Raw genomic sequence first — 13998 nt, forward strand, 5'->3', positions numbered from 1 at the left:
CAGCGGCCCTTCAACGACTCGGCCAGCTTGTTGAGGATCCAGAAGATGATGATGGCGCCGCCGATCCCGCCGATGATCGCGACTACCGCGTTCACGATCTTGATGGCCATGGCACTTCCTCTCTGAAGTAGGACAAAGCGCTAGCAACCGCGAGGGTGACCCTGGTGGTCACCCCCGCGGCCGGGCGGGCGTCAGCTGCCGGTCTTCGGGAAGCTGTCGTCGATGTTGTTGAGCGTGGTGTCGAGGTCCTGCTGGCCCGAGAGCCACTTGACCGGCTCGGTCCAGAACGTCCCGGCACCCACCTTGGCGGGCATCAGGTCGGAGCCGTCGAATCGTGCGGCGGTCGCCTTGTACAGCACCTCGGTGGCGATCGTCTGGAGCGTCTTGTTCGGCAGCAGCGACACGTCGGACGTCTTGTGCGCCGAGAAGGCGCCGTTCTTGGCCTGCTCGACGCCGTTCTCCTTGCTGGCGATGAAGTTGCGCAGCTTCAGGGTGTTGGCGTCGTTGTTGAACGCGGCCGCGATGTCACCGCCGATGAGCACCGGGTTGTCGCCCTCGGTCTTGGCGGGGAACGCCAGCGGGCCGGTCTCGGTGTCGAGCTTGGCGATGACCGCGTCGGGGAAGCCGCCCTTGTTGGCCACGAACGTGGCCTGCTTGAACAGGAAGCAGCCCGGGGGCTGGGTGAACATCGCGTTGCCGCCGGTCTGGAAGTTCGTCGCGACGATGGACTTCGTGCCGCCTCGGACGTAGCCCTCACCGAAGGCGATCTTCTGGAAGTACTCCCACGCCGGCTTGATCTCGGGGCTGTTGTTCTTCAGCTCGCCCTTGACCCACTTGTCGTAGTTCTCGGGCCCGGCGAAGCGCAGGACGAGGTCCTCGAGCCAGTCGGTGATCGGCCAGCCGGTGGCCGCGCCGGACTCGGCAGCGATGCACCACGGGGTCTTGCCGTCGGCCTTGATCTTCTCGGTCAGCGCGAGCAGCTCGTCGAGGGTCTTCGGGGCCGTGTAGCCGGCCGCCTTGAAGGCCGGCGCGTCGGTCCACAGGACACTCTTGACGCTGACCTCGTTGGGCAGGCCGTAGACCTGGCCGTCGGCGCACGTGCCGGCCTCGACGATGCCCGGCACGAGCGTCTCCTTGTTCGTGGTGACCGTGGCGGCGTCGAACGGGACGAGCTTCTTCTGCTTGGCCAGGTCGCACATGAGGCCGGGCTGCGGGAACAGGCCGACGTCAGGGGCGTTGCCGCCCTGCACGCGCGTGCGGATCTCGGTGTCCCACGAGGCCGCCTTGGTGAACTTCACCGTGATGCCGTTGTCCTTGGCCCACTTCTCGACGTCGAGCTTGAAGCCGGGCTCGGTGTCGGGTCCGAGGCCGTACATGACCTCGATGGTGCTCTTTCCGGGGCCGCTGGCCGTGCCAGCGCTGGGGCCGGATCCGGAGTTGGACGAGAGACATCCGGACGCCAAGCCCGCGACGGCGATGCCGATGAGAGCTGTCAGCCCTGCCTTTCGGTTCAACATTCCTGCTCCTCCTTGGAGGGTTGGGGGCTCCGTTGGCCCCAAGCTGACCGGTCACGCCTTGGTGACCGGCTTTCCTCAGGATCCGATGTCGCCATCGGTGTTGTGCCGACGGGGCCTGCGCCCCGTCGTTTCCGTCCCTCTCACCCAACACCACAAGAGTGACGGCCGCCACACCTCTGAAAAATTTTGCAGAAGTGTTACGTCACCTGACGGACTGCACGTGCGTGCGGAGCGGCTCTTCGCCCGAATGCGCCCGAACGGGCAGCGCGGGAGCCTCGCGAATTCCTCCATCGGGCAGGCGATCTCGCCACCTGATCAGGTGACGGACCCCCCGGCCGCCGCGGACGTGGCCCCGCTGCCCGGCCGGTGACACCGGGGAGCCTCGTCGCAAGCCACCGCGATACCGTGGGCTGGGCCTGCGTCGTGGCCACCGGTTCGACAGGAGCCGGGCGTTCCGAGGAGTGAGTGTGACCGACTTCCAGTACGAGGACCTGCTGCCGATCGGCACCGATGAGACGCCCTACCGGCTGCTGACGACCGAGGGCGTGCGAGCCGTCGACGGACCGGGTGGACGCACCTTCCTGGAGGTCGACCCGGAGGCGCTGCGGCTGCTCACCGAGACGGCGATGCACGACATCGCCCACTACCTGCGCCCCGGCCACCTCCAGCAGCTGCGCAACATCCTCGAGGACGCCGAGGCCAGCAACAACGACAAGTTCGTCGCTCTCGACCTGCTCAAGAACGCCAACATCGCAGCCGGCGGCGTCTTGCCGATGTGCCAGGACACCGGCACGGCGATCGTCATGGGCAAGCGCGGCCAGCACGTGCTCACCCCCGGCGCCGACGAGCGGGCGATCAGCGAGGGCGTCTACGACGCCTACACCCGCCTCAACCTGCGCTACTCGCAGATGGCGCCCCTCACGACGTGGGACGAGAAGAACACCGGCTCCAACCTCCCGGCCCAGGTCGAGATCTACGCCGACACCGCCGCGGGCCACGACACGGCATACAAGTTCCTCTTCATGGCCAAGGGCGGCGGCTCGGCCAACAAGAGCTACCTCTACCAGGAGACGAAGGCGATCCTCAACGAGGACGCGATGATGCGTTTCCTCGACGAGAAGCTCCGCTCGCTCGGCACGGCGGCGTGCCCGCCCTACCACCTCGCGATCGTCATCGGCGGCACGAGCGCCGAGTTCGCCCTGAAGACGGCCAAGTACGCGTCCGCCAAGTACCTCGACACGCTCCCGAAGACCGGCTCGATGACGGCTCACGCCTTCCGCGACACCGAGCTCGAGGAGAAGGTGCTCGAGCTGACCCGGCAGTTCGGCATCGGGGCGCAGTTCGGCGGCAAGTACTTCTGCCACGACGTGCGGGTCGTGCGCCTCCCCCGCCACGGCGCGAGTCTGCCTGTCGCCATTGCGGTCTCGTGCTCGGCCGATCGCCAGTGCCTCGGCAAGATCACACCCGAGGGCGTCTTCATCGAGCAGCTCGAGACCGACCCGGCGCGCTTCCTGCCCGACGCCGGGGCCGTCGACCTCGGCGAGCACGAGGACGACGCCGTCGGCGTCAGCTCGACCAGCCGCAACGTCGTCGTCAAGATCGACCTCAACCAGCCGATGGACGACATCCTCGCCGAGCTGACGAAGCACCCGGTCAAGACCCGCCTGTCGTTGACCGGCCCGCTCGTCGTCGCCCGCGACATCGCCCACGCCAAGATCAAGGAGCGCCTCGACGCGGGCGAGGAGATGCCCCAGTACCTCAAGGACCACCCGGTCTACTACGCCGGCCCGGCCAAGACGCCCGAGGGTATGCCGTCCGGTTCCTTCGGTCCGACCACCGCGGGTCGCATGGACTCCTACGTCGACCAGTTCCAGGCCGCCGGAGGGTCCAAGGTCATGTTGGCCAAGGGCAACCGGAGCAAGCAGGTGACCGATGCGTGCAACGAGCACGGCGGCTTCTACCTCGGCTCGATCGGCGGGCCGGCCGCGCGGCTGGCGCAGGACTGCATCAGGCACGTCGAGGTCCTCGAGTACGAGGAGCTCGGCATGGAGGCGGTCTGGAAGATCGACGTCGAAGACTTCCCGGCCTTCATCGTCGTCGACGACAAGGGCAACGACTTCTTCGCAGAGGTGGGCAAGCCGATGGCCTTCACCATCTCCAAGCGACCGGGTCTCCAGTGATCGAAAGGGCTCCTGTGACTGAAACTCCCTCTGGCCAGAAGGGATTCGACGATCTCTTGGCCGCCAACCGTACGTGGGCGGCACGGTTCACGCTGAGCGGGTTCGACGGCGTGGCCCACCGTGGAGTCGCGGTCGTGACGTGCATGGATTCACGCATCGACCCGCTGCGGATGCTCGGGCTGTCGCCCGGCGACGCCAAGATCTTCCGCAACCCGGGTGGCCGGGTCACCGAACCCGCCCTCGAGGCACTCGTCCTCGGCACGCACCTGCTCGGCGTCGAGCGCGTCCTCGTCGTGCCGCACACGCGCTGTGCGGTGGCGAGCAACTCCGAGGACGAGCTGCGCGACAAGGTCGGCGCGAGCGCCGGCAAGGACGCGTCGTGGATGACCTTCGGGGTCATCGAGGACCAGGTACGCACGCTGCGCGCCGACGTCGCGAAGGTGCGCAGCCATCCGCTCATCGCATCGGGCACTCTCGTGGGCGGGTTCATCTACGACGTCGACACCGGCCTGCTCCAGCCCGTCGACTGACACCCAAGCGGTGCAAAGTGCCCACTCGACCATCGAGTCGAGTGGGCACTTCGCACCCGGGCGCGCCCCGCCAACCCCCGATCGACCATCGAGTCGAGTGGGCACTTTGCACCGTATGGCACGCGCTCCTCGATGGGCTCACCCGAGTCGAGTGGGCAGTTTGCACCCGGACCCTCGCCAGACCCCGCTCGGCCATCGAGTCGAGTGGGCAGTTTGCACCCGGACCCTCGCCAGACCCCACTCGACCATCGAGTCGAGTGGGCACTTTGCACCCGGATCCTCGCCAGACCCCGCTCGACCATCGAGTCGAGTGGGCACTTTCACCCGCCGGACGGGGTCAGCCGGCGGAGGCCGGCACTTCCTCGTCCCTACCCGTCACCCACACGTGGTGCGCGACGGCCAGTGCGAGCACGACACCGGTGAGCAGCACCGTGACGCCGATCGGCGGGGCGAGGCCGGCGACGACGAGGACGACGATCCCGACGGCGACACCGGCCCTCGTCTCGCCGACGGGAGCCCCCGCCATCGCGTGCATCACGGTCAGGCACCAGACGTAGGCGGCGACCGCCCCGGTGAGGGCGAGGCCGACGGCGCGCGACGACGTGTGCGCGTCCGCCTGCACGACATCCACCGCCGCCGCGAGGGCCGCACCGGTGGCAGCCACCGACGCAAAGACGAGGTAGTGACCGTAGCCGGTGACGAAGGTGCTGCGAATCGACCCCTCGAAGAGGCTCGCGTGCTCGCGCTTGAAGTACAGCCACCACATCGAGAAGACGACGAGCAGGCCACCGACGATGAGCGCGAGCAGGCCGCTCTCGGCACCCTCTGCCAAGGCCCCCTGAACCGCTTGCACGGAGGCGAGGATGACCTCGCCGAGCACGATGATGGTGAGCAGCGCGTAGCGCTCGGCGATGTGGTGCGGGTGGAAGGGTGTGACGCCGCGGCGCTCAGCGACGATCGGCACGAGAAGCTCGAGCACGATGAGCGCGAAGAACGACACCATCAGCAGCGTCCGTCCGTTGACCGCCAGTCGGGCGATCCACAGCGCCTGCACGAACGCGATGCCCGCGGCATAGGCAAGGGCCGTCGCGCGGCCCTCCGGATGGCTTCTCGCAGCCCGCACCCACATGGCGACCATCGCAAGGCGCATCACGGCGTACCCAGCGACCACGAGTGCGGACTGGCCGAAGCCGAACAGCTCGGGGATGCCGCCGGCGAGCATCAGCGACCCCGCCATGATGGCGAAGGTGAGCAGCCGGTAGACGACGTCGTCGCAGTCGTAGGACGAGGCGAACCACGTGTAGTTCATCCACGCCCACCAGATGGCGAAGAACACCATCACGAAGCCCACGAGGTCTCCCGGGTGACCGGCGGCAAGCCCGTGGTGCCACTGGGCGGCGGCGCTCGCGATGGCGACGACGAAGACGAGGTCGAAGAACAGCTCGAGGGGAGTGGCGACACGGTGTGCCTCGTGGGGGTCGCGAGGCTGCATCCGGCGACGCAGGGGTACGACGTTCATGTGGCTCACGAGCAGAGTCTGCCAGCGCGGCCGTCAGTCGAGGCCCCGGCGTCCGAGGAGATGGCGGATGTCCGCCTCGGCGCCCCGGAACTCCCGATAGGACTCTAATGGGTCGGCGGAGCCGCCGATCCCCACGACGTAGCGGCGGTACCGGTCGCCGTTCGCGCGCGTCAGGCCGCCGTTCTCGCGGAACCACGCCACCGTGTCCGCGTCGAGGACCTCGCTCCAGATGTACGCGTAGTACTGCGCGTCGTAGGAGTAGCTGAACGTGTGCGCGAAGTAGGTCGAGCGGTAGCGGGGCGGCACGAGCGGGTGTGCGAGACCGACCTTCTCGAGCGCCGCGGCCTCGAAGGCCTCGACGTCGGTCACGGCCGCTGCCTCGTCGACGTCGAGCGCGTGCCAGGCCTGGTCGAGGAGCGAGGCCGCGAGGTACTCGCCCGTGCCGAAGCCCTCGCCCCACGACTGGGCCGCGACGAGCCGGTCGACGAGCTCCTGCGGGAGGCGCTCCCCCGTCTCGTGGTGGACGGCGTAGTTCGAGAGGACCTCCGGCCACAGCATCCACATCTCATTGACCTGGCTCGGGTACTCGACGAAGTCGCGGAAGACGCGCGTGCCGGCGAAATGGGGGTAGGTGACGCGCGCGAGCAGCCCGTGGATCGCGTGGCCGAACTCGTGGAAGAAGGTCCGCGTCTCGTCGTAGGTCAGAAGCGTCGGCTCTCCGGCACCGGGCCGAGGGACGTTGAGGTTGTTGCACACGACCGCGTTCGGCTCGTCGAGCAGGGCGTTCTGGTGGACGAGGCTGTTCATCCACGCCCCGCCCTTCTTCGTGTCGCGGGTGTAGAGGTCGAGCAGGTAGAGCCCGAACGGCGTCCCGCCCACGTCGCGGACCTCGAAGACCCGTACGTCGGGGTGGTAGCCGTCGAGGTCGGCGCGCTCGTGGAAGGTGAGGCCGTAGAGCTTCTCGGCCGCGTGGAAGATCCCGTCCCGGAGCACTCTCTCGGCCTCGAAGTAGGGCCGCATCGCGGCGAGGTCGACGGCATACGTCGAGGCCTGCACCTTCTCGGACCAGAACGCCCAGTCGTACGCCTCGATCGGGTGGCCTGCCTCCTGCTCGAGCAGCGCGCGCTCAGCCTCGATGTTGCGGGCGGCGGCGGGCGCGAGCCGGCCGAGCAGGTCCATGACCCGCTCGGGCGAGCGCGCCGTCGAGTCGGCCAGCGCCGCACCGGCGTGCGTGTCGTAGCCGAGGAGGCGGGCCCGCTCGGCGCGCAGGCGCACGATGTCCAGGACGAGCGCCTTGGTGTCGTTGGCGTTGCCGCGGTTGCCGCGAGCGCCCTGCGCCTCGTGCAGACGCCTGCGCAGGTCGCGGTCGGTCAGGGCCGCGAGGTGCGGGTGGCCGGTGGGCAGCACGAGGGTGATGAGGTACTGGCCGTCGTGGCCGTGCTCGCGGGCCGCCTGGGCTGCGGCAGAGATCTCGCCGGCCGTGAGTCCCTCGAGCTGCGTGACGTCGTCGACGAGGACGGCGAGGTCGTTGGAGTCGGCGAGCAGCTGCTTCTCGAAGCGGGTGTTCAGGGTCGCGAGCCGGCCGTTGAGGTCGCGCAGGCGCGCCTTGGCGTCATCGCCGAGCCCGGCTCCGGCGACCGTCATCTCGGTGAGGTGGCGCTCGACGAGACGTCGCGACTCCGGGTCGAGCGCGGCCATCGCCACCTCGTCGTCGTGGACGGCCTTGATCCTCGCGTAGAGCCGCGGGTCGAGCCGGACGGCGTCGCCGTGGGCGGTCAGCTTCGGGGCGTACTCCTCCTCGACCGCCTGGACGGCGTCGGTGGCGAGCGAGCTGGAGGTGCCGAAGAAGGCCAGGCTCGTGCGGCTGAGCAGCGCACCCGAGAGCTCGAGCGCGACGAGCGTGTTGTCGAACGTCGGCGGCTCGGGGTTCGCGGCGATCGCCTCCACCTCGGCGAGGTGCTCGTCCATGCCGCGGTCGAAGGCCTCGGGGTAGTGCTCGTCGCGGATCAGGTCGAAGGGCGGCAGCGAGAACGGCAGGGCGCTCGCAGTGAACAGCGGGTTGTCCGTCGCGGGCGTGGTCTCGAGGGTGGCGTCAGGCATGACCTGACCCTATGCAGCGGGCGGCGTCGCCTCCACGCCGTTTCCGCCGTCACGCAGACCCGGTCGTATGCCGTGTGGCCGCCCCTGCGACGGGGCGAGCCCACGCGCGTCGTCCGGCGAACCTAGAGGGACAGCTCGGACTTGACGACGCCCACGAGACGGTCGGCCACCGCCGCGGCCTGCTCGCCGTCGGCCGCCTCGACCATGACGCGCACGACAGGCTCGGTGCCCGACTTGCGCAGCAGCACGCGCCCGGTGTCGCCCAGCTCACCCTCGGCGGCCCGCACGGCGTCTGCGACCACGGTGTTGGCGTCGAGCGCTGCCTTGTCGACGCCCTTGACGTTGACGAGCACCTGCGGGAAGTGGGTCATCACACGGGCGAGGTCGGCGAGCGTGCGACCCGTCGCGGCGACGCGCGAGGCGAGCATGAGGCCGGTCAGCGTGCCGTCGCCCGTCGTGGAGTGGTCGAGCATGACGACATGACCCGACTGCTCGCCACCGAGGGTGAAGCCGCCGCTCTTCATGCCCTCGAGGACGTAACGGTCGCCGACAGCCGTCTGGAGCACCTTGATGCCGGCGCCGCCGAGGGCCTGGATCATGCCGAGGTTGGACATGACCGTGGCGACGAGGGTGTCACCCCGCAGGACTCCCTGCTCCTTCATCGCGAGCGCGAGGATGGCCATGATCTGGTCGCCGTCGACCTCGTGGCCGGCGGCGTCGACGGCGAGGCAGCGGTCTGCATCGCCGTCGAGGGCGATGCCGAGGTCGGCGCCGGCCGCGACGACGGCCTCCTTGAGCCGCTCGAGGTGGGTCGAGCCGTAGCCGTCGTTGATGTTGATGCCGTCGGGCTCGCCGCCGATGACGGTGACCTCGGCGCCGGCCAGGCGGAAGGCGCGCGGTGCGACCTCGAAGGCGGCGCCGTGGGCGGCGTCGATGACGACGTGCAAGCCGTCGAGGCGGTGCGGCAGGACCGAGAGCAGGTGGGCGACGTACCGGTCGGCACCGTCGACGAGCGGCGTGATGCGGCCGACGTCACCGGCGGTGGGACGCTGCCAGTTGTCGCGCAGCCGGCTCTCGATCTGGTCCTCGAGGTCGTCGGCGAGCTTGTGCCCGCCCCGCGCGAAGAACTTGATGCCGTTGTCGGGCATGGGGTTGTGCGACGCCGACAGCATCGCCCCGAGGTCGGCGTCCTGCTCGGCCACGAGGTAGGCGATCGCCGGCGTCGGCAGCACGCCCGCGTCGCGGACGTCGACCCCCGCCGAGGCGAGGCCGGCAACGGTCGCGGCGGCGAGGAACTCACCCGAAGCGCGCGGGTCGCGGCCGACGACTGCGACGGGCCGGTGCCCGTTGAACTCGCCGACCTCGGCCAGGACGTGCGCCGCGGCGACCGACAGGTCAAGGGCCAGCTCGGCTGTGATGTCCTTGTTCGCCACACCACGGACGCCGTCCGTACCGAAGAGTCGAGCCACGCTGTGTTGCCTTCCCGATTGGGGTGTGGCCCTGAGGCCGGTGGATGTGCTCGGACGACGATACCGCCCAGACCCGGCACGACCAGTCGAGCGGGACGAAGAATGCCCTTGGCGGACAAAGCGGACAAGGCGGCCGGGCGACCACGCGCCGCCACACGGCATACGCGGGCCGTACGGACGACCGGAACGGCCCGCCGCGGAAACGGCGAGGGCCCCCGAGCAGTGCTCGAGGGCCCTCGCGCGAGCCTGGCAGCAGCGCGGGTCAGCGCTTGCTGTACTGGGGAGCCTTGCGCGCCTTCTTGAGACCGGCCTTCTTCCGCTCCGGGACGCGAGCGTCACGGGAGAGGAAGCCGGCCTTCTTCAGGGCGGGACGGTTGAGCTCGGTGTCGACCTCGTTGAGCGAGCGGGCGACGCCCAGGCGCACCGCGCCGGCCTGGCCGGAGGGGCCACCACCGTGGACGCGGACGAGAACGTCGTAGGACCCGTCCAGCTCGAGCAGCGTCAGGGGCTCCTTGACGATCTGCTGGTGCACCTTGTTGGGGAAGTACGAGTCGAGGCTGCGCCCGTTGACCTTCCACTCGCCGGTGCCCGGCACGATGCGGACGCGGGCGATGGCCTGCTTGCGGCGGCCGGTGGCGGCGCCGGGGACGGAGACCTCGCGGGACCGCTTGGGCTCGCCCGAGACCGAGGCGTCGGACTCCGAGGTGTACTCGGTGAGCTCCGGCTCTTCGGTGTCGAGGACTTCCTCGTTCACAATGTCAGTCACGTTGATATTCGCTTTCTACGCAGCAGCGGGAAGCCGGAGGCTTACTGCGCGACCTGGGTGATCTCGAAGGGGACAGGCTTCTGGGCCGCGTGCGGGTGCTCGGCACCGCGGTAGACCTTGAGCTTGGACAGCTGTTGGCGGGCCAGCGAGTTCTTGGGGAGCATGCCGCGGATGGCCTTCTCGACGGCCTTCTCGGGGCTCTTGGCGAGCAGCTCGGTGTAGGACGTGGCGCGCAGACCGCCCGGGAAGCCCGAGTGGCGGTAGGCCTTCTTCTGCTCGAGCTTGGCGCCGGTGAGGGCGACCTTCTCGGCGTTGACGATGATGACGAAGTCACCGGTGTCGACGTGCGGCGCGAACTGCGGCTTGTGCTTGCCCCGGAGCAGGACTGCGGCCTGGCTCGCGAGACGGCCGAGCACGACATCGGTCGCGTCGATGACGTGCCACGTGCGAGTGACCTCGCCGGGCTTCGGGGTGTACGTGCGCAATGGAGTCTGCCTTCGCTTCTGAAATGGTGGAGCAGTGTGGTGCCGGGAGCCGACGTCGGGCGAGCCTGAACGCCGGATCGTTCCGGAATGCCGCTGGGCTCGGTCCGCGTCGCCCGCACCTCTGGGGGTGATGGGTTCGCCTGACGGCCCGGCGCACAACGTCATCAATGCTACGGGCTTGGCGCCGCGCACCCAAATCAGCGCGCTCACCCCTGTCAACGGCCCCTGACCTGCAGCGATGCCCTGATCAGCGTAGCGTGCACAGATCTTGTGCAAACAGACTGTGCAAAGGTATTGTGCACACTATGGCTGCACACGACCCCTCGCCCGCGAACTCCGGGCCCAGCTCACGGCCCACATCAGGGCAGAGCTCCGGCGCCGACGACGAGAACCTCTGGCTGACCCCGGAGAGCCTGCGGGTCCTCGCCCATCCCCTGCGCTCGCGCCTGCTCGGTGCACTCCGACGGCACGGGCCCTCGACCGCAACCGACCTCGCCGCGCTGCTCGGCACCAACTCGGGGGCGACGAGCTACCACCTGCGCAAGCTCGAGTCGGTCGGCCTCGTCCGAGACACCGAGGAGGGCGAGGGCAAACGACGGCTGTGGCGCGCCAGCTCGGAGTACCACTCGTGGCACCCCAGCGACTTCGAGGGTGACGAGGACAGCGAGACCGCGCTCAACTGGCTGACCCGCGACTACGCGCGGCACTTCAGCGAGCAGTACGACAAGTGGCTCGACGTCTCGACGACGTGGCCCACCGCCTGGCAGGACGCCTGCGGTTCGAGCGACGCGTCGGTCCTCGTCACGGCCGAGGCCCTCGCGGCGATGCGCGAGGAGATGTGGGAGCTCATCGAACGCTACCGGCGCGTCGGCCAGGGCAACCCGCAGGCCCGGCGCATCGCGGTCTACGCCTTCGCCTACCCGCTCGACCTCGACCGGCCGCCGAGCGCCCCGGACAGGGGTACCTCGCGATGAGCGGCGACCCCCGCGATCGCGCCGCGGGCGAGCGGCCCGCCGTCCTCGCCCCGGCCGCGGCCCGGCGCGTCTTCCTCGTCCTGACCTTCACGCGCTGGTTCCCCGTCGGGCTCGTCGTCGGGTTGCTCACGCTGTGGCAGCTCGAGCGCGGCCTCACGGTCGCCCAGGCCATGACCGTGTCGTCCGCTGCGGGCCTGACGATCTTCGCGCTCGAGCTGCCGACGAGCGGCTTCGCGGACGCCTTCGGCCGCCGGCCGGTCTTCGTCGTCTCGGCCGTCGTCAACGTCGTCGCGAGCGTGGTCCTGCTCCTGGCGCACTCCTTCTGGGTCTTCTTCGCCGCGGCGGTGCTGACCGGCATCTTCCGCGCGCTCGACTCCGGGCCGCTCGAGGCCTGGTTCGTCGACACGGTCCATGCCACGACACCCGGCGCCGACGTCGACGGGGCGCTGTCGGCACAGGGGACGGTGCTCGGTGTCGGCATCGGGGCGGGCGCGCTCCTCTCGGGCGGGCTGGTCTGGTGGCACCCCGTCACCGGCGCGTCGGCCCTCGTCCTGCCCGTCGCCGTCTTCGTCGCCCTCAACGCCCTGCACCTCGTGGCCGTCCTCGTGCTGCTTCGTGAACCCAGGTCGGCCGAGCACCTCGACAGCTCCGGCGTGCGCCGCGCGCTCGCGTCCGCCAAGGAGTCGCCGGTCGTCGTCCGTGAGGGCCTCGGGCTGCTGCGCGACAACCGCGCCCTGCGCGGCATCGTCACCGTCGAGCTGTTCTGGTCCGTCGCGATGCTGGTCTTCGAGACGTTCCAGCCGATCCGGCTCGCCGAGCTCGTCGGTGGCGAGGAGCGCGCGGGGGCCATCATGGGGCCGGTCGCCGCCGCCGGCTGGGGTGTCTTCGCGCTCGGGGCGGCGCTGTCGGGATGGACCAGCCGCCGGGTCGGGGTGGCCCGCACGGCGATCCTGGCGCGGGTCCTCAACGGCCTCGGCGCCGTCGTCATGGGGCTCGTCGCCGGACCGGCCGCCCTCATCGCGGCCTATGGCGTCACGTACCTGTTGCATGGGTCGGCCGGCCCCGCCCACTCCGCGCTGCTGCACCGTGAGGCCCGGGCGCGCAACCGCGCGACGGTGCTGTCGATCAACTCGATGGTCGCCTCGGTGGCGTTCGGTGTCGCCGCTCCCCTGTTCGGCGTGCTCGCCGAGCACTCGTCCACGCAGACCGCGATGGTGAGTGCGGGTGCGTTCAGCGTGCTCGGCGCGTGGTTCTACCGGCACGCCCTGCGGGCCGAGCGCGACCGCGGCCGAATGCCGTCCCCGGCCCCCGCCGACTCCCCCGAGCCGGCCACCCCCTGACGTCCACCCCACTGCGCCGCCCCCCACGTCGAGTGGGCACTTTCACCCAGGCCGGCGCACCGCACCAGCCGGGTGAAAGTGCCCACTCGACGTTCGGAACGCGCAGGTCAGGTGCCGGGGGTCGTGATCTCGTCGAGCTCCGCGAGGTCCTCGGCGGTCGGCTCCCAGAGGCCGGCGCGCACGTTGTCCACGACCTGCTCGGGACGGGTGGCGCCGGCGATGACCGAGGCGACCGCGGGCTGGGCCGCGAGGCCCCCGATCGCGACGTCGATCGGTCGCAGGTCGCGCTGGGCGGCATACGCCTCGATGCGCTCGATCGTGTCCCAGTCGGCGGCCGCGAGCCGGTCGGCCATGCCCGCGAGGCGGGTGCCCTCGGGCGCGGGCTCGCCCCGGCGGTACTTGCCGGTGAGCAGCCCGGACGCGAGCGGGAAGAACGGGAGCAGCCCGACGCCGACGTGCTCGCACGCCGGGACGAGCTCCTCCTCGGCGTCACGCTCTAGCAGCGAGTACTCGTTCTGCGCCGAGACGAACCGTGCCGCGCCGGCAGCGCGGGCGGTCCAGTCGGCGTCGACGACCTGCCAGCCCGTGAAGTTGCTGCTGCCCAGGTAGCGCACCTTGCCCTCGCGCACGAGCTCGTCCAGCGCCGCGAGCGTCTCGTCGATCGGCGTCACGGGATCGGGGCGGTGCAGCTGGTAGAGGTCGATCCAGTCGGTACCGAGGCGCCGGAGGCTGGCCTCGACGGCCTTGCGCACGTAGCGACGCGACCCGCGGACGCCCCAGTCGGGGCCGTTGGCCCCTTGCATGTCCATGCCGAACTTCGTTGCCACGACGACGTTCTCGCGCTCGGCGCCGAGCGCGAGTCCGAGCATCTCCTCGCTCGCGCCCTGCCCGTAGATGTCGGCCGTGTCGAAGAGCGTGATGCCGCTGTCGAGCGCCTGGCGCACCACGGCATTGGTCGCGTCCTGGTCGATGCGGCGGCCGAAGTTGTTGCAGCCGATGCCGACCGTCGAGACGGTCAGCCCGCTGTCGCCGAGCTGCCGGTAGGTCATGTCGGGAGTTGTCGTCACCCGCCCAACGTAGCCGCGCCCGCCAACCTCCGGGAGGCGGGCGGGCGCGAC

The 13998-nt window shown here is 70.0% G+C and carries 11 protein-coding genes; 4 read left to right on the forward strand and 7 right to left on the reverse strand.

The window, feature by feature from the left end; translation table 11 throughout:
- Positions 1–191 precede the first annotated feature (191 nt).
- Complete coding sequence (locus ACFQU3_RS22590; protein ID WP_385914023.1) at positions 192–1517, reverse strand: ABC transporter substrate-binding protein; 1326 nt, start codon at positions 1515–1517, stop codon at positions 192–194.
- A gap of 467 nt (positions 1518–1984) precedes the next feature.
- On the opposite strand from ACFQU3_RS22590, the gene ACFQU3_RS22595 reads away from it, so the two are divergent.
- The gene (locus tag ACFQU3_RS22595; protein WP_385914025.1) at positions 1985–3697 is read left to right on the forward strand and encodes a fumarate hydratase; all 1713 of its coding nucleotides are present in this window, start codon (positions 1985–1987) and stop codon (positions 3695–3697) included.
- 56 nt (positions 3698–3753) lie between these two features.
- A complete protein-coding gene (locus tag ACFQU3_RS22600) occupies positions 3754–4227 on the forward strand; it encodes a beta-class carbonic anhydrase (RefSeq protein ID WP_385914027.1) in 474 nt (157 codons plus the stop codon).
- A gap of 337 nt (positions 4228–4564) precedes the next feature.
- On the opposite strand, the gene ACFQU3_RS22605 is transcribed toward ACFQU3_RS22600, so the two are convergent.
- The 5 genes from ACFQU3_RS22605 to rplM all read right to left on the reverse strand — a co-directional run bounded on the left by ACFQU3_RS22605 (position 4565) and on the right by rplM (position 10566).
- Positions 4565–5746: a low temperature requirement protein A gene (locus ACFQU3_RS22605; RefSeq protein ID WP_385914764.1), complete on the reverse strand. Its 1182-nt coding sequence runs from the start codon at positions 5744–5746 to the stop codon at positions 4565–4567.
- A 33-nt stretch (positions 5747–5779) separates the two neighbouring features.
- The gene (locus ACFQU3_RS22610) at positions 5780–7846 is read right to left on the reverse strand and encodes a M3 family metallopeptidase (protein WP_385914029.1); all 2067 of its coding nucleotides are present in this window, start codon (positions 7844–7846) and stop codon (positions 5780–5782) included.
- A gap of 122 nt (positions 7847–7968) precedes the next feature.
- A complete protein-coding gene (gene glmM / locus ACFQU3_RS22615; protein WP_385914031.1) occupies positions 7969–9315 on the reverse strand; it encodes a phosphoglucosamine mutase in 1347 nt (448 codons plus the stop codon).
- 262 nt (positions 9316–9577) lie between these two features.
- Complete coding sequence (gene rpsI, locus ACFQU3_RS22620; RefSeq protein ID WP_385914033.1) at positions 9578–10081, reverse strand: 30S ribosomal protein S9; 504 nt, start codon at positions 10079–10081, stop codon at positions 9578–9580.
- Between the two features lie 41 nt (positions 10082–10122).
- Positions 10123–10566: a 50S ribosomal protein L13 gene (gene rplM, locus ACFQU3_RS22625; protein ID WP_385914035.1), complete on the reverse strand. Its 444-nt coding sequence runs from the start codon at positions 10564–10566 to the stop codon at positions 10123–10125.
- 305 nt (positions 10567–10871) lie between these two features.
- Between rplM and ACFQU3_RS22630 the strand changes: the two genes are divergently transcribed.
- The gene (locus ACFQU3_RS22630) at positions 10872–11540 is read left to right on the forward strand and encodes a winged helix-turn-helix domain-containing protein (protein WP_385914037.1); all 669 of its coding nucleotides are present in this window, start codon (positions 10872–10874) and stop codon (positions 11538–11540) included.
- Positions 11537–12880, forward strand: coding sequence for an MFS transporter (locus tag ACFQU3_RS22635; RefSeq protein WP_385914039.1), 1344 nt, complete (start codon positions 11537–11539; stop codon positions 12878–12880). Before ACFQU3_RS22630 ends, ACFQU3_RS22635 begins: the two co-directional genes overlap by 4 nt.
- Before the next feature lie 107 nt (positions 12881–12987).
- On the opposite strand, the gene ACFQU3_RS22640 is transcribed toward ACFQU3_RS22635, so the two are convergent.
- The gene (locus ACFQU3_RS22640) at positions 12988–13929 is read right to left on the reverse strand and encodes an aldo/keto reductase (protein WP_385914766.1); all 942 of its coding nucleotides are present in this window, start codon (positions 13927–13929) and stop codon (positions 12988–12990) included.
- Positions 13930–13998 lie beyond the last annotated feature (69 nt).

Origin of the sequence: Terrabacter sp. GCM10028922 (genome assembly GCF_042666095.1) — a bacterium.
In the GTDB taxonomy this organism is placed as follows: Bacteria; Actinomycetota; Actinomycetes; order Actinomycetales; family Dermatophilaceae; genus Terrabacter.

Coding starts and splice junctions, on each gene's coding strand:
- ACFQU3_RS22590 (WP_385914023.1), bottom strand. CDS start 1,517: ATGTTGAACCGAAAGGCAGGGCTGACAGCTCTCATCGGCATCGCCGTC.
- ACFQU3_RS22605 (WP_385914764.1), bottom strand. CDS start 5,746: ATGAACGTCGTACCCCTGCGTCGCCGGATGCAGCCTCGCGACCCCCAC.
- ACFQU3_RS22610 (WP_385914029.1), bottom strand. CDS start 7,846: ATGCCTGACGCCACCCTCGAGACCACGCCCGCGACGGACAACCCGCTG.
- ACFQU3_RS22630 (WP_385914037.1), top strand. CDS start 10,872: ATGGCTGCACACGACCCCTCGCCCGCGAACTCCGGGCCCAGCTCACGG.
- ACFQU3_RS22635 (WP_385914039.1), top strand. CDS start 11,537: ATGAGCGGCGACCCCCGCGATCGCGCCGCGGGCGAGCGGCCCGCCGTC.
- ACFQU3_RS22640 (WP_385914766.1), bottom strand. CDS start 13,929: ATGACCTACCGGCAGCTCGGCGACAGCGGGCTGACCGTCTCGACGGTC.